This window comes from Congregibacter variabilis (genome assembly GCF_045689235.1).
GTDB lineage: Bacteria > Pseudomonadota > Gammaproteobacteria > Pseudomonadales > Halieaceae > Congregibacter > Congregibacter variabilis.
In genome coordinates, this window is record NZ_CP136864.1 from 1,695,234 (window position 1) to 1,709,765 (window position 14,532).

At 56.6% G+C, this 14,532-nt stretch carries 16 protein-coding genes and 1 tRNA gene; 8 read left to right on the top strand and 9 right to left on the bottom strand.

Features of this window, described 5'->3' with window-relative positions; all coding sequences use genetic code 11:
- Positions 1–2 precede the first annotated feature (2 nt).
- On the top strand, positions 3–293 hold the full coding sequence (locus tag R0135_RS07510; RefSeq protein ID WP_407349635.1) for a PA4642 family protein: 291 nt from the start codon (positions 3–5) through the stop codon (positions 291–293).
- A 9-nt stretch (positions 294–302) separates the two neighbouring features.
- On the opposite strand, the gene smrA is transcribed toward R0135_RS07510, so the two are convergent.
- Positions 303–911: a DNA endonuclease SmrA gene (smrA, locus tag R0135_RS07515; protein WP_407349636.1), complete on the bottom strand. Its 609-nt coding sequence runs from the start codon at positions 909–911 to the stop codon at positions 303–305.
- Positions 912–1,071: 160 nt separating this feature from the next.
- Between smrA and cysZ the strand changes: the two genes are divergently transcribed.
- Entirely contained in the window at positions 1,072–1,800 is a 729-nt protein-coding gene (gene cysZ, locus R0135_RS07520) for a sulfate transporter CysZ (protein ID WP_407349637.1), read from the top strand.
- A 156-nt stretch (positions 1,801–1,956) separates the two neighbouring features.
- On the opposite strand, the gene rhlB is transcribed toward cysZ, so the two are convergent.
- From rhlB to hemA, 6 genes are all read right to left on the bottom strand, one after another.
- Positions 1,957–3,243: an ATP-dependent RNA helicase RhlB gene (rhlB, locus tag R0135_RS07525; RefSeq protein WP_407349638.1), complete on the bottom strand. Its 1,287-nt coding sequence runs from the start codon at positions 3,241–3,243 to the stop codon at positions 1,957–1,959.
- A gap of 57 nt (positions 3,244–3,300) precedes the next feature.
- Positions 3,301–3,885, bottom strand: a complete 585-nt coding sequence (locus R0135_RS07530) for a DoxX family protein (RefSeq protein WP_407349639.1) — start codon at positions 3,883–3,885, stop codon at positions 3,301–3,303.
- Positions 3,886–4,012: 127 nt separating this feature from the next.
- Complete coding sequence (locus R0135_RS07535; protein ID WP_407349640.1) at positions 4,013–4,765, bottom strand: HesA/MoeB/ThiF family protein; 753 nt, start codon at positions 4,763–4,765, stop codon at positions 4,013–4,015.
- Between the two features lie 37 nt (positions 4,766–4,802).
- Entirely contained in the window at positions 4,803–5,642 is an 840-nt protein-coding gene (prmC, locus tag R0135_RS07540) for a peptide chain release factor N(5)-glutamine methyltransferase (RefSeq protein WP_407349641.1), read from the bottom strand.
- A complete protein-coding gene (prfA, locus tag R0135_RS07545; RefSeq protein WP_407349642.1) occupies positions 5,642–6,727 on the bottom strand; it encodes a peptide chain release factor 1 in 1,086 nt (361 codons plus the stop codon). The genes prmC and prfA overlap by 1 nt, the downstream gene beginning before the upstream one ends.
- Positions 6,724–8,163: a glutamyl-tRNA reductase gene (gene hemA, locus R0135_RS07550; RefSeq protein WP_407349643.1), complete on the bottom strand. Its 1,440-nt coding sequence runs from the start codon at positions 8,161–8,163 to the stop codon at positions 6,724–6,726. The genes prfA and hemA overlap by 4 nt, the downstream gene beginning before the upstream one ends.
- Positions 8,164–8,439: 276 nt before the next feature.
- Here hemA and R0135_RS07555 point away from each other — a divergent pair, with 276 nt between their 5' ends.
- Positions 8,440–10,218, top strand: coding sequence for a tetratricopeptide repeat protein (locus R0135_RS07555; protein WP_407349644.1), 1,779 nt, complete (start codon positions 8,440–8,442; stop codon positions 10,216–10,218).
- A complete protein-coding gene (lolB, locus tag R0135_RS07560; protein WP_407349645.1) occupies positions 10,218–10,901 on the top strand; it encodes a lipoprotein insertase outer membrane protein LolB in 684 nt (227 codons plus the stop codon). Before R0135_RS07555 ends, lolB begins: the two co-directional genes overlap by 1 nt.
- A 45-nt stretch (positions 10,902–10,946) precedes the next feature.
- On the opposite strand, the gene R0135_RS07565 is transcribed toward lolB, so the two are convergent.
- Together R0135_RS07565 and R0135_RS07570 are read right to left on the bottom strand one after the other, a co-directional pair.
- Positions 10,947–11,291, bottom strand: coding sequence for a type II toxin-antitoxin system VapC family toxin (locus R0135_RS07565; RefSeq protein ID WP_407349646.1), 345 nt, complete (start codon positions 11,289–11,291; stop codon positions 10,947–10,949).
- A gap of 5 nt (positions 11,292–11,296) precedes the next feature.
- On the bottom strand, positions 11,297–11,512 hold the full coding sequence (locus R0135_RS07570) for a type II toxin-antitoxin system VapB family antitoxin (RefSeq protein WP_407349647.1): 216 nt from the start codon (positions 11,510–11,512) through the stop codon (positions 11,297–11,299).
- A 129-nt stretch (positions 11,513–11,641) separates the two neighbouring features.
- Here R0135_RS07570 and ispE point away from each other — a divergent pair, with 129 nt between their 5' ends.
- The 4 genes from ispE (at position 11,642) to R0135_RS07590 (ending at position 14,499) form a co-directional block, all read left to right on the top strand.
- Positions 11,642–12,517, top strand: coding sequence for a 4-(cytidine 5'-diphospho)-2-C-methyl-D-erythritol kinase (ispE, locus tag R0135_RS07575; RefSeq protein ID WP_407349648.1), 876 nt, complete (start codon positions 11,642–11,644; stop codon positions 12,515–12,517).
- Between the two features lie 46 nt (positions 12,518–12,563).
- Positions 12,564–12,638, top strand: a tRNA-Gln gene (locus R0135_RS07580).
- Between the two features lie 135 nt (positions 12,639–12,773).
- On the top strand, positions 12,774–13,706 hold the full coding sequence (locus R0135_RS07585; RefSeq protein WP_407349888.1) for a ribose-phosphate pyrophosphokinase: 933 nt from the start codon (positions 12,774–12,776) through the stop codon (positions 13,704–13,706).
- Between the two features lie 127 nt (positions 13,707–13,833).
- Positions 13,834–14,499 carry a 50S ribosomal protein L25/general stress protein Ctc gene (locus tag R0135_RS07590; RefSeq protein WP_407349649.1) on the top strand — a complete coding sequence of 222 codons (666 nt, stop codon included), beginning with the start codon at positions 13,834–13,836 and terminating at the stop codon, positions 14,497–14,499.
- Positions 14,500–14,532 lie beyond the last annotated feature (33 nt).

Sequence of the window (14,532 nt, forward strand, 5' to 3'; positions counted from 1 at the left end):
GCATGCGCAAAGACAAAGCCAAAGTACTTGATGAGCAGTGGGACGATGAGCGTGTCGCGAGCTTTTTAGAGCCGCGCCCCGGTGACGGGGAGAACGCCGACCACCAGCTGCTGCTTCGCGCTTATCAGAGTATGCGAGACAGCGACTTCGCGCGCTTTATCCCTCTATTTTGCGCGGCTGGACGAGACATCAACGCCACTGGACGCGAGGGTAGAACCTTGCTCGAGGAACTGAGCGAACATCGCTATGGCACATCCTACGCCGAAACGCTCAAGGCCCACGGCGCTAGCTAGTATCGCCTCTTAGGAAGAACCTTGCTCGTAGGGCACACGACCGCGCATAAAGCGCTCCCGGTTCTCGCGTTTCTTCTCTTCACTCTTGGCGAGTAACACCAAAACGGCTCCGGTGCCGCCAAGATTGGGCGGCGCACTGTGGAATGCCTGCACCGGCGGCAGCTCTCTCAGCCAGTGATCGACGTAGCCTTTGAGTATTCCCACCGCCTCGCTATTAGGGCTTCGCTCGCCCTTGCCATGCACGATGAGTACGCTGCGCAAACCCAGCGCATGGCACTCGTTAATAAAACCGTAGATTTCCTGGCGCCCCCGCTGCACGTTCATGCGGTGCATATCCAGCCTTGCCTCGGCTGCATAACTTCCCTTTTTAAGCTTGCGGTACACACCGTTTTGAATCCCCGGACGCTTGAACTCCAGCACAAACCACGGATCCAGCGGTGTTACCCCTTCGTCTGCTAGCGGATTACTGTCGCGGCCGCGCTCGGTGACTGCCGCCTCCCGACGAATCTGAGCTGCGGTTTTATCCGCAAGCTCTCGCTTTAAGCGAACCCGCGCCTCGGTTTTGATAGGCGTCACGTCACCCATCTGGCTCTGGAAGTCGTCATCACTGTTGATCATGGGCGCCTCCTAGTCGTCGCGCGCACTGTTTGTCAGCGCAAAAGCTTGATCTCGTCGCATCGCTGGCTCGGTCTAACGCGATAATCTTCGTCAGCTCGGCATTGCCATTGTGCTCGCGGTAAACTACGCAAGTTACCACCCTCACAGATCAGGAAGAAAATTGGAAGGCGATCCTTTATACGGTGCGGGCTGCCTCATTCGGGGCGGCAAAATGCTCAGTCACCCTCGGCTGCGACCCTTCGTGATCGTGCCTTTGATCATCAATGTGTTGATTTTTAGCTCCCTGATCAGCTGGGGACTCAGTAATTTTATACCCTGGGTAGACAGCTGGCTTGCCTGGCTCCCCGAGTGGCTGTCTTTCTTAGAATGGATTCTCTGGCCCATCATAGGTCTTACCGTGGCTCTGGTGACGGGTTATCTTTTTACGGCCGTTGCTCTGCTGATCGCATCGCCATTCAATGCTCTATTGGCGGAGAAAGCCGAAGAACTCATCACCGGTCAGCCGGTTCAGGGCCTCGAGGGCCTGGGCGCCGCATTGCTGAGCGTACCGAGGGGTATCTTTCGAGAGATCGCCAAGTTGGTGTACTACATCCCCATGGCACTCATGGTGCTAATCATCAGTTTTATTCCGGCGATAAATGCCGTCGCCCCGCTGCTGTGGCTACTGCTGGGCGCCTGGATGATGAGCCTGCAGTTTGTGGATTATCCCATGGACAATCATCAGGCGAGCTTCAAGGACGTGCGCATTGCCGTAGCAGACAGGCGCCTGTCCAGCCTTGGCTTCGGCGGCATGGTGGCAGCATTGGCTAGCGTACCGTTCGTGAACTTCTTTGTGGTTCCCGCTGCCGTGGTAGGTGCGACGATCTTGTATGTTGAGGAACTTCGTTAGGCGTGTTGCCCAGTGCTAGTCATCGCTTCCTGTCGCGGCGGACCGATAAGGCTTGCGCGGATCGCCAAAAAGCGTCCTCCATGACAGGCCCAGCGAATCCCAATAACTTTCAGCTTAGGCCGATCGACAAAGCCACCCACTCCACAATACGAAGACTCAACGAGACAGCAGTTCCTCAGGCGGATGCTCACAGCGAACAGGAGTTCCCAGCAGAGCCTCCAGATCCGGCAGCAAGAAGGCATCGTCCTCACTGGCAAAGCTGATAGACGTGCCACTGGCCCCGGCACGCCCAGTACGGCCGATACGGTGTACATAGTCCTCGGGATCTTCGGGAAGGTTGTAGTTCACCACGTGACTCACCCCATCAACGTGGATGCCACGGCCCGCCACATCGGTGGCTACCAGCACTGAAATCTCGCCCTTCTTGAACTGATCGAGAGTCTTGGTGCGCTTGGCCTGAGCAATCTCGCCACTCAACATACCGCAGGTGATGCTGGCTTTGCGCAGCCGCTCATACAAACGGCGAACCTGATCCCGTCGGTTAGCAAAGACAATCACGGACGTGGCATCATCACTGCGCAACAGGTTCACCAGAATACGGAAGCGCTCTTCACTACTGGCAAGATAAATGCGCTGATCTACCGAGTCTGTGGCCACATGGTCTGGCTCAATTTCAACGGTGACGGCATCAGTAGTCCACTGCTGAGACAGGTTGATAATGTCCTGGGTAAAGGTCGCCGAGAACAGCAGCGTCTGGCGGTAATCTTTGTGTGGAGTCTGGCGCACGATGCGCTTCACCTGAGGAATAAAGCCCATATCGAGCATACGATCTGCTTCATCCAATACCAGCACTTCAACCTGGTCGAGCACCAAATCGCGACGCCCGGTAAAGTCGATGAGCCTGCCCGGGGTCGCAACGACCAGATCCACTACTTCGCGGCCCAGTTGATTCAACTGCTTCTGATAATCCATACCACCGATGAGAGTGCAGGTATTTAGACCCGTGTGTTTACCCAAATCTGCCGCGTCTGCCGCGATCTGCATAACCAACTCCCGGGTGGGCGCGATGACCAGCGCCCGGGGCTCACCTAAAAAGCGCTCGCCCTCGTGAGGGTTTTTGAGTAGGTCATCAAAAATGGTGATCAAAAACGCGGCCGTCTTGCCGGTACCCGTCTGCGCCTTACCGATGGCGTCATGGCCTTGCAGCGTATGCGGTAACACCTGCGCCTGGATTGGCGAGCAGTACTCAAAGCCGATCTCTGCAATACCGTGCATCAGGGTCGGGTGCAAATCCAGATCATGGAATCGGGTTTTGCCTTCTTCGGGCGCTACGTCGAACTCGTCGACGGTCCAGGCGGAACCAGCGATATCGGATTTTGCTCGACCGTTTTTGGGCGAGCGGGCCTTTTTCGAGCTAGTCGAAGGAGAGTTAGGAGTGGTCAAAGGGACATCTGCCTTAAATTTAAGGCGCGAAGTCTAGCATTTTTGACGAAAAAGTGATCAGCGATTAATCAAACGTCCAAGGTAGTAGTCGACGCTGACATACCGGCCGCCCCCGGTGAATAGCAATGACAGGAGCATAATCATATAGGTCACGGCAAACTCAATGCCGTTATTGAGAATCACAAAGCTACCCTTCTCTGTCAGCCAGCTATAGTTTCCGTGCTCTCGCAGCAAATCCCGGGCGGCACCCAAGCGCTGGGCAACCTCCGGCGCGCTGGAATCGGCGATAGCCGCCCAGCCACTGTCCCAATGCACGGCAAAGATCGCAACGAGCATGGTTATGATTAAGGGAATGGAAATCCACCGAGTAGCCAGACCCAGTAGCAGCAACAATGCGCCGATCGCCTCTGTATACGCTGCCAGGTAAGCCAGCAGCGCTGGAAACGGCAAGCCAAGTCCGTACTCGGCATTCCCAAACCATTCGATGGTGTTTTCTATGCCCGCAATCTTTTGTGTGCCGGCCATCCAGAACACGGGAACCAGATACAAACGCAGAGCGAGCGGCGCAAGTCCGTCCAGATAGGCCAAGCGCCCAAACAGCGCTTCCTGAAATCGGCTAAAGCCCTGAACCAATGAATTCACTGCACCCACTTCTTCACCCTCTTTCGCTTTCTTTAAGGTCGGCTAATCTCGTGTCTCAAAGTTCTGACCGCGGGTATTGGATCGCGTTCCCGTAAATATTACCGGTCGCGCAAGTGCGAGAACGTTCTTAGACGCTTTCTTTGCAGTCGGGGCAATCGGGGCGCCGGGCGATACTCACAATACTTTGCTCGTAGCTGCGCAGATCCATCATCAACATCCGTGACCGCAGGGAATCGCCCCAACCGGTCAGCATTTTAATAACCTCCAGCGCCTGTAGCGTACCGAGCACGCCCACCACGGGGCCAAGCACTCCGTTATCGCGGCAGGACAAAGCAGTGTTCGCGCCCTCCTGTGGATACAGGCAGCGATAGCAGGCGCCGCCGCTGGCGACATCAAAAGTCGCAAGCTGCCCCTCAGAGCGAGCGGCGGCTGCAGAGACCAAGGGCTTGCGGGCCCGAATGCAGGCCCGGCTCAAAGCAAACCGTGTGGGATAGTTATCTGTGCCATCGGCGACCAGATTTACGCTGGACACGGCCTGATTCAAAGCCTCGCCCTGCAGTTTTTCTGTAAATTGAGACACTCGGCAATCGGGATAGTGGGCACCGATGAGAGCCGCTGCCGAGGCTGCCTTGGAACGGCCTATGTCGGCTTCGCCATGCAATATCTGTCGATGCAAGTTGGTACGCTCGACGGTATCACCATCGGCCAGAATCAGACGACCCACACCCGCCGCCGCAAGATAAATCGCCAAAGGACTCCCGAGCCCACCACAGCCCACTACCAGCACCCAGGAGGCTCGGAGGCGCTCCTGATATTCCAGCGTAAAGTCCGGCAACATCAATTGCCGGCTGTACTGTTCTAGCTCGCGATCGCTTAGCATGCTACTCCGTGGTTCTATCTGGGCATGGTTGCCGTTTTTATCTCGCCATCCCCGACCATAAACCGCCCGTTACCCGCTCATGCCCCGCAAGATCCTTGTAGCTTGCCACATTTGAAAAGCCGATAGCAGTCATTAGCGCCCGTACGGCACCACTTTGCTCAAAGCCATGCTCCAGTAACAAATATCCCGGTGCCTCCAAATGCTCCGGAGACTGCGCAATGATGCTTCGGATGTCATCCAGACCATCGCTACCTGAGACCAGCGCCGAGCGTGGCTCAAAACGCAGATCACCCGTATCAAGATGGACATCCTGCTCTGCGATATAAGGCGGATTACTGACAATGAGCTCAAAGCGACGTCCAGCGAGATCCGAAAACCAATCACTCAAGCGCCACTCTACTCGCTCCAATCCCAGCTGCCTGGCGTTGGCGACTGCAACTTCCAAGGCCTTTTCGCTTCGCTCGACGCCCAGCATGCACCAGCGCGGTCGTTCCATGGCCAGCGCCAGGGTAATGGCACCGGAACCGGCGCCCAAATCAAGAACGGTCGCGGTATCAGATAACGGTAGAGCCAGAGCCTGCTCAACCAACAACTCGGTGTCGCACCGGGGAATCAGCGTCGCTTCATTAACTTGCAAAGAGAAGGACCAAAAGTCCCGGGTACCGAGTAAATAGGCAATGGGGACCCCCTTCGAGCGCTGAAGTAACCAATGGCGATAACGCTGGGCAAGGGACCCGGCGACTTCAGCTTCGGGCCAGGCCATAAGATAACTGCGGGGTTTATCCAGAGCAGCGCAAAGTAATACTTCGGCTTCTCGTCGCGCCTCATCCCCTGCCAGCATAGATCCTTCGGCAAGCAAGTCTCGGACGCTGCTCATTACTGTCCGGACATTGCCGCCAGTTGATCGGCCTGATGCTCCTGACGAAGCGGCCCGACAATGGGGACCATATCACCGGCCATCACTTCGTCGAGTTTATAAAGGGTTAGGTTGATTCGATGATCAGTGACCCGACCCTGGGGGAAATTGTAAGTGCGGATACGATCCGATCGATCTCCGGTGCCCACCAGGTTACGCCGCTGCTCGGCCTGCTCGCTGGCCTGCGCCGCTTCGGCACTGTTATTGAGTTTGGCCTGCAGCAAAGACATCGCCCGGGCGCGGTTCTTGTGCTGCGAGCGCTCATCCTGACACTCCACCACAATGCCCGTGGGCAAATGAGTCAAACGCACCGCCGAATCAGTCTTGTTGACGTGCTGACCGCCGGCGCCCGACGCGCGATAGGTGTCCACGCGCAAATCACCTTTATTGATCTCGATAGCTTCGAGTTCTTCAGGCTCCGCAAGAATCGCCACGGTGCAGGCTGAAGTATGGATACGCCCCTGCGACTCCGTCTCGGGCACACGCTGAACGCGGTGCGCGCCTGACTCGAATTTTAGATACGAGTAGACGTCTTTGCCCTCGATGCGGCTGATCACTTCTTTATAGCCGCCATGCTCACCGGGGCGCTCAGATAGAATCTCAATACGCCAGCCTTGCCGTTCGGCAAAGCGGCTGTACATCCGCTGCAAGTCCCCCGAGAAAATCGCCGCCTCATCACCGCCGGTACCCGCGCGAATCTCCAGGAACACGTTATGACTGTCGCGGGGATCCCGGGGCAATAAAAGTACCTGAAGCTCTGCTTCCAAAGCCTCTCGTCGAGCCTCGCTCTCGCTAATCTCAGCTTTGGCCATCTCGCGCATGTCCGCGTCATCATCAGACAGCATTGACTCTGCGGCTTCGATATCGCCCAACAACTCACGATATTCGCCAAAACACTTAACGACGGTTTCGAGTTCAGAGTACTCCCGGGAAAGGCTGCGAAACTGGTCCTGATCGGAGATCACGCCAGGGTCGCCCAGCAGTGCAGAAACCTCTTCGTGACGCTCAGACAGCGTCTCTAACTTGTGCAGCAGGGAGGGCTTCACTGCAGTGTGGGGCCGGGCGTCCGGGGACTCTCGCTCTCGCTGGCACTCTCAGGAGACACAGCAGTACTTATTGCAGGCGTATCCGAGGACGCGATTGATGGTGTTGCCGCTTTCTGTCCGGTCGAATCCGAATGCCCGTTAGCAGCCCGGGACGCCTGCTGCCCGTCATCGACATCAAGGCCCAACAGTCGCGCTGCATGCCCCAACACGTCGTGACGACCCTCGGCACTGGCCTTCTTGAGCCCGGTGGTGGGCGCATGAATCAGTTTGTTGGTAATTGCCCGGGCAAGTTGCGCGACCACCTGCTGGGGATCGTCACCCCGGGTGATTGAGGCCAATGCGCGCTCCAGCTCGCGCTGGCGCAGGGCCTCGGCAGTCTGTCGGTATTGCTTGACCAGATCCACGGCTCCCAGAGAACGCCGCTCTTGACCAACGCTGGCGATACCCTGAGCAATGATCTCATCGGCCTTGCTGACTTCTTGCTGCCGGGCGCGCAGATTGCCGTCAACGATCTGCCTCAGGTCATCCACGCTGTAAAGATATACGTCGCGAAGATCACTTACCTGCGGCTCGATATCTCGCGGCACCGCAATATCCACCATCAGCATCGGGCGATGGCGTCGCGCTTTGAGTGCGGACTCCACGGTGCCTTTGCCAATGATCGGCAACTGGCTGGCGGTAGAGGTAATCACAATGTCTGATTTAGGCAAATGATCCGGAATTTCGGCGAGCAATACCGCATCAGCACCAAACTGCTGGGCCAGCTCCCGGGCGCGACCCAGTGTACGATTAGCAATCACAATGTTGCTGACGCCTGCTTCAATAAGGTGCCGTGTAACCAGTTCGATAGTCTCGCCGGCACCAACGAGCAGCGCGTTACAGTCGTTTAGGTCAGTAAAGATCCGCCGCGCCACATCAACCGCTGCATAGGCGACCGACACCGGATTCTCGCCAATTGCTGTATCGGTACGCACTTTTTTGGCAATGGTAAAGACGCGTGGAAACAAACGACCGAGCTCACTGCCTACCGTGCCCGCATCATTGGCCACCGCATAGGCCGATTTGAGCTGCCCAAAAATTTGCGGCTCGCCCAGCACCATAGAGTCCAGTCCTGCCGCCACATGCACCATATGACGCAAGGCAGCTTCACCTTCGTGGTGGTAGGCAGCTTCGCGTAAATCGTCCGCTGACAAATGGTGGTATCCGGCCATCCAATCGATCAACTCCCGCGCCTTTTCCTGCAAAGGCTTGCTGGGCGGCGCAACGGCGTAGATTTCGGTGCGATTACAAGTGGAAAGCACCACAACCTCGTCGATATCCGCCGCACGACAGACATCGTTCATAGCCTCTGATACCTGCTCTGGCGCAAAAGCCACGCGCTCGCGCACATCAAGATGTGCAGAGTTGTGGTTAATGCCTAGGGCGATCAGGTTCACAGTTGGGAGTGTCCAGTTTACTTGTCAGTGTCTATCTGGCGAGATTCTAGCAGTCTCAGCAGAAAATCGCAGGGTTAATGTACGGATATTTTCGGGACGCTGGATGCGCGAGCCCGCAAAACGCTCAGGGACCGACCAACTTGCCTACCTGCAAGTCGAACGCAACGTGGGTTTCGTTGTCTCACTGTGTCATCATTCGCTTTCACAATTTCGGTAAAATCTATGCCCCCAAACGCTCTAATCCGTTTTGCTCTTAGCTGTTGTGCGGCTTTACGAATGCCGCGAAACGCAGTTGGCGCAACAACCCGTATAAGCGCTGCCGCGCTAGCGTTGGGGCTTTTGGCCGGTTGTGCGAGCAGTGGGCAAGTAGTCGAAACCGCAGATGACACAGGCCCTGACCCCGCAGAAATCGCTGCCACTGACGAGCCTACAGAAGCACCGGTCATTGAGCGTCCTATTCCCGACGCGTCGGTGTACCCATTGTTGCTTGCAGAGTTCGCTCTGCGGCGCCGGGATTTTGATACCGCCCTTAACACCTATCTTGAACAAGCCGAGATACTGCGGGACCCCGCGGTCAGCGCCCACGCAACGCACCTGGCGCAGTTTCTGCAGCGGGAGCGCGAGGCGTTTCGTGCGGTACGCCTATGGGTGGAACTTGAGCCCGATAATCTGGAGGCCAACGCTACGCTCGCCACATTACTGGCGCGTCAGGGACGCAATCGCGAAGCCCTTCCCCACTTGGCCGTGGTCGCAAGAGCAGGAGAAAAGGCGAAGTTTCCGGTATTGCTGAATCGCTTTAAAGCACTCAGACCCGCCGACCAGCTGGGTCTGGAAGCGGATGCTCAGGCTTTGATCGATGATGATCTGGGTGGCGACGTATCGCTACGCCTGACATACGCATTAATGGCGGAAGAGCGAGGCGATGCCGCTGCCGTGCGGTCGCGCCTGGTTCCGGTGTTTGCATTGGAGCCCTACCAACAACAGGCGCTGGTCCTGGAAGCCAAACTCAACCTTGCCGCGGGCACCGATGAACCCCTGGCACGCATGGAAGAAGCGCTAAAGAAAGACCCCTCGCGAACAGATCTGAGACTGCAGTACGCCAGACTCCTTGCCAGCCAGGACATGCCCGCCGCCAGGAAACAGTTCGAGATCCTGTCTGCCGAAGCGCCGCATAACGCCGATCTGCTGTTCTCTCTGGCGCTGATCAATAACGAACTGGAAGACAGCGAAGCCGCGAAAACCTATCTCAATCAAGTCCTCGCCTTAGGCAAACGCAACGACGAAGCTTATTTGTTCCTCGGACAAATCGCCCGCAACGACGGCGAGTTTGATGAGGCCATTCAGCTATTCCAGCAGGTTGGCGACGGCACGGATTTGATGAAGGCCACCATCAGCATTGCGCAGATACAAATTGCTGAGGGCCGGGAACAGGAACTGGCCGACTACATGAATCGTCTGCGCGAGAGCTATCCGCATCGCAAAGAGCAACTGTATGCATTGGAAGCGAACATCTACAGCGAAACTGATCGCGACGCTCGAGGGCTTGAGCTTCTGGATCGCGCGATCGCGGAGTTTCCAGAATCAGACAACCTTCGCTACGCTCGCTCGGTGGCGCATGAGCGCGCGGGGAACATCTCAGGTGCAGAAACTGACCTGCGAGCGATCATAGAACGTGACCCCGACAACTCCACCGCACTGAACGCTCTTGGCTACACCCTGGCGAACCGCACAGAACGTTATGACGAGGCCCGAGTACTCATCGAAAAGGCTCTGGCGCTTTCGCCCAATGAACCCGCCATCCTGGACAGCATGGGCTGGGTTCTTTATCGCCAGGGAGATCTGGAAAACGCGGCACACTATCTGACTCGCGCCTATGCAAGTTTTCCGGACCCGGAGGTCGCCGCACATCTTGGCGAAGTCTTGTGGGCAAGCGGCAATACCAGCGGCGCCATGACTATCTGGCGCGGCGCTTTACAAAAGGATCCACAGCACGCTGTACTCAATGACACCCTGACGCGTTTAGGTATAAGCCTGCAAGCTGACGCGGAGCCCTGATGCCTTCGCGGCCCTTTGTGCGTCAGCAGCGGCGCAACAAAACACCCCGGACCCTTTGCCACCATGTCATTCTCGTAGCACTTGTGGCACTGATTAGCGCCTGCTCTAGCGCTCCGCCCGTCCCACAACGCCCAGCTCCACTTCCGCCACAGGCACAGCAAGCGAGCGAAGAAGAGCGCTGGGCGAAACGACTTAACAGCTTAGCGTCTCTTGAGGACTGGCGAGTGCGGGGCAAGGTCGCTTATCGACTCCCCGATGATGCTGGCAGCGCCAGCCTGGATTGGCAGCAAGCTGATGAGCAAAGCGAGCTGAGGCTGTCAGGCCCCTTGGGCGTAGGCAGCACAGAGGTTCACAATGAGGGTGCACTGCTGCGGGTAAAACGCGACGGCATAGAGCGGCTCTATCCCGCGGATGCTGCGCCCTGGCTGCACGGAGGCACCTTGCTACCGGTTCCTGTTGGTTCTATACAGCATTGGCTTCGAGGCGTGCCTGACCCCGCGCAGCCAGTCACACTGCTTGTAACCGACAATGCCCTGGCAAGTCGCATTGAGCAAAACGGCTGGGTAGTTGAATACAGCGACTACAAAGACGTTCGTGGCCTGGCGATGCCAGCACGTCTGCTGCTGACCGTCCCCAAGATCGAACTGAGTCTGAAACTTATTCTGCGGGCCTGGGAGTTTTAGTCCCGCGCACACCTAAAAACGGGGCAACGGTGTCGCAGGAGCGCCTCAATGACGCCCGGCAACCTGAGTAAGATGAAGACGCTTATCGTAGGACCAAAGCCTGGCGCCATCATGGAGCTGAGTTGAGGCCAGTAAGTGCATGTCGACAAAGCTCAGCCCGGTCCCCATGAGTGAATGCGCCTCGATAAATGTCAGCAGTTCATCATTGGTGGCCACAGTCGCCCTCGGTAATCGCTTGAGGTCTTTCAAAAATCCATTCCGCTTCGGCAGATATCCGCAAGCAAGCTCCGCAATCACATAGTCATGCGCCAGTACTTGGCCGTCCTCAAGTAACTCTCGTAAGGGACCGACACGGTGGCGTAAATGATCAATCCAGACAGAGGTATCCACCAGTATCACGAGGCGTCGAATTCCTCTCGGGTCAGTGATGCTCGGCGTCCGGGAGGGGTCAAGTCCGGCATGGTGCCCCCCAGTCGCGCCAAACGGCTCGCGGCCTCGCGCTCAATCAACTTCTGCACCGCAAAGCGAATCACCGCAGCATTCTCAGTGATACCGGTTAAGCGCTTTGCCTCTTCCAGCATGTCATCGTCAATATTCACGGTCGTTCTCATTACTAATAATTCACCTTAGCAAGCCATAGCATCATTTTTAACATCAAATGTAGCCATTTCAAGCATCAACAAACACAACTCGCAGCCAAGTAGCCGTCCCCGCTTCGGATCATGCGATACTCCGCGCCAATGTCATCGATCGCCCTGTCAGCGCCCGCTAAACTCAACTTGTTCCTGCACATTACGGGACAGCGCGACGACGGCTACCACAAGCTGCAAACGGTGTTTCAGCTGCTCAATTATGGCGATGAGCTGGAGTTCTGTCTCCGCAATGACGACAAGATCATCCTGAGCTGCGAGGGCCCAACCGCTCTTGGCGACGTCGATGCCGAGGACAATCTGGTGGTTCGCGCCGCTCGGCTGCTCAGGCAAACCGCCGGAGGACCGCAAGCTCACAAACTCGGTGCCGACATAAAACTGCTTAAACGGCTACCGACCGGGGGCGGCCTGGGAGGTGGAAGTTCGGATGCCGCAACGACGTTGTTGGGACTGCGGCAGCTGTGGAATCTTGATGTGAGTATTGACGACCTCGCCGAACTGGGCCTGCAGCTTGGCGCCGATGTACCGGTTTTCGTTCGCGGACACAGTGCCTGGGCCGAAGGTATCGGCGAAAAACTCAGCCCTATTGAGCTGCCACCTCGCTGGTTTTTAGTCATCCACCCGGGCTGTCATGTCTCAACAAAAGAGATTTTTTCACACCCCCAATTGACACGCGACACCCCCGCCATCACAATGGCCGCCTTTTTTACGGGACCTACCCGTAATGACTTCGAAAACCTCGTGCGACGCCTCGCCGATCCGGTTGATAAGGCGTTGAATTTTTTGGGGATTTTTGGGGAGTCAAGAATGACCGGCAGCGGAGCCAGTGTGTTTACGATCTTCGATAACGAAGCTCAGGCACGGGTAGCGCAGCGGCAAGTACCGAGCGAATGGCACAGTTTTGTCGCTCAGGGGGTAAACCGGTCCCCGGTCTGGGAGCAGCTAGATATGTTGCACTCTGGCTAAAAACGATTTTTGTGTGTAGTTGTAGATAAGTCACACACCCGATTATTGGGGTGTCGCCAAGCGGCAAGGCACCAGGTTTTGATCCTGGCATTCGGAGGTTCGAATCCTCCCACCCCAGCCATTTTTCTGTGATGGAAAACGTGGCGCTGTCAACAACCCCGCTCCCAAGGGTCGTCACAGCGCCGGAACCTTCGACACATTGATGATCATTTCATATTGAATGACCGCAGGAAGGGATAACGTGTCCGCAAAGTTGATGGTGTTCACCGGGAACGCCAACCCGGAACTGGCTCGCAAAGTCGCGAGTCGCTTGTATCTGTCATTGGGTAAAGCTGACGTTGGTCGCTTTAGTGATGGCGAGGTCGCAGTAGAGCTCAACGAAAACGTGCGCGGCAAAGACGTCTTTGTCCTGCAACCGACCTGCGCACCCACCAACGACAACCTTATGGAATTGTTGGTGATGATTGACGCGTTGCGGCGTGCATCAGCCGGGCGCATCACCGCGGTGGTGCCCTACTTTGGCTACGCTCGCCAGGATCGTCGTGTACGCTCTTCGCGAGTACCTATTTCGGCCAAGGTTGTGGCAGACCTCATGAACACTGTGGGCGTTGACCGGGTACTTACGGTTGACCTGCACGCTGAACAGATTCAGGGCTTCTTCGGATGTCCGGTAGACAATATTTACGGTTCGCCGGTATTGAATGACGACATTCAGGCCAGCAACTACGAAAACATTATGGTGGTGTCGCCAGATATTGGCGGCGTGGTTCGGGCACGTGCGATAGCCAAGCAGCTAAACGAAGCTGAGCTGGCGATTATCGACAAGCGCCGACCCAAGGCTAACGAAACCGAGATTATGAACATCATCGGTAACGTCGAAGGTCGCACCTGCCTGCTGGTCGACGACATGGTCGACACCGCTGGCACACTGTGTAACGCCGCGAACGCGCTCAAAGAGCGTGGCGCGACAAAGGTCGCTGCTTACTGTACCCACGCGGTACTGTCAGGCAAGGCTTTGGACAATGTTCGTAACTCGCAGCTCGATGAGCTGGTGGTCACGGACACGATTCCTCTGTCAGACGAGGCCAGATCCATCGGCAAGATCCGCCAGCTTACTATTGCGGACCTGTTAGCCGAGTCGATTCGCCGAGTATCTAACGAGGAATCAATCAGCGCGCTGTTCAGTTAAGTACCCAAGGGTAGGCAACGCAGCGCTTTTTAAACGGACGGGGAAGCTGGTCGCAGGCGACTCTTTAATCCGTTAAGTAATCCGGCAGTTTATCCGTTAAGCAATCCGGTAGTAACAGGAGACAATCATGTCTGAGAAATTGGCCATTGCAGCCACAGTACGTAGCGACCTGGGGAAAGGTGCGAGCCGCCGCCTGCGTCGTAGCGTAGACCACATTCCGGCGATCATTTACGGCGCCGGCAAAGATCCCGCGCCCCTGACCATCATCCGCAAGGATCTGGAAAAAGCGCTGGAGAACGAAGCATTCTTCTCACAGGTTATCGACGTTAGTGTTGATGGCGATGTGCAGCCCGCGATTCTTAAAGACCTGCAGCGCCATCCTGCGCGCAACGATGTTATGCACGCGGATTTTCTGCGCGTTGACGCCAAGGTTGCCATCAAGGTCAGCGTGCCACTGCACTTTATCAACGAAGAGAAGTGTCACGGCGTGAAGATCGAAGGCGGCATCATTGAGCACATGCTGACAGAACTGGAAGTTCTCTGTCTGCCGGGCCTGATTCCCGAGTACATCGAAGTCGATATGGAAAACGTCACAACTGCTGACATTCTCCACATCTCTGATCTCAAGCTGCCAGAGGGCGTTGTATCCACGGCACTGGAGCTTGGTGAAGATCACGATATGGCTGTGACTTCTGTCAGCGCCAAGCGTGGCGGCGGCGATGAAGACGAAGATGAAGAAGCCTCACCTGAAGCTAGCGCCGAAGAAGGCGAAAGCGAAGGCGGCGAGGACTGATCTGCTACCGCTTTCCCCTGGGATAGCGCCTGC

What these genes read in the sequence shown, in the direction of transcription:
- R0135_RS07510 (WP_407349635.1), top strand. Translation starts at nt 3, where the DNA reads ATGCGCAAAGACAAAGCCAAAGTACTTGATGAGCAGTGGGACGATGAG.
- smrA (WP_407349636.1), bottom strand. Translation starts at nt 911, where the DNA reads ATGATCAACAGTGATGACGACTTCCAGAGCCAGATGGGTGACGTGACG.
- R0135_RS07535 (WP_407349640.1), bottom strand. Translation starts at nt 4,765, where the DNA reads ATGCTAAGCGATCGCGAGCTAGAACAGTACAGCCGGCAATTGATGTTG.
- prmC (WP_407349641.1), bottom strand. Translation starts at nt 5,642, where the DNA reads ATGAGCAGCGTCCGAGACTTGCTTGCCGAAGGATCTATGCTGGCAGGG.
- R0135_RS07555 (WP_407349644.1), top strand. Translation starts at nt 8,440, where the DNA reads ATGCCGCGAAACGCAGTTGGCGCAACAACCCGTATAAGCGCTGCCGCG.
- lolB (WP_407349645.1), top strand. Translation starts at nt 10,218, where the DNA reads ATGCCTTCGCGGCCCTTTGTGCGTCAGCAGCGGCGCAACAAAACACCC.
- R0135_RS07570 (WP_407349647.1), bottom strand. Translation starts at nt 11,512, where the DNA reads ATGAGAACGACCGTGAATATTGACGATGACATGCTGGAAGAGGCAAAG.
- ispE (WP_407349648.1), top strand. Translation starts at nt 11,642, where the DNA reads ATGTCATCGATCGCCCTGTCAGCGCCCGCTAAACTCAACTTGTTCCTG.
- R0135_RS07585 (WP_407349888.1), top strand. Translation starts at nt 12,774, where the DNA reads ATGGTGTTCACCGGGAACGCCAACCCGGAACTGGCTCGCAAAGTCGCG.
- R0135_RS07590 (WP_407349649.1), top strand. Translation starts at nt 13,834, where the DNA reads ATGTCTGAGAAATTGGCCATTGCAGCCACAGTACGTAGCGACCTGGGG.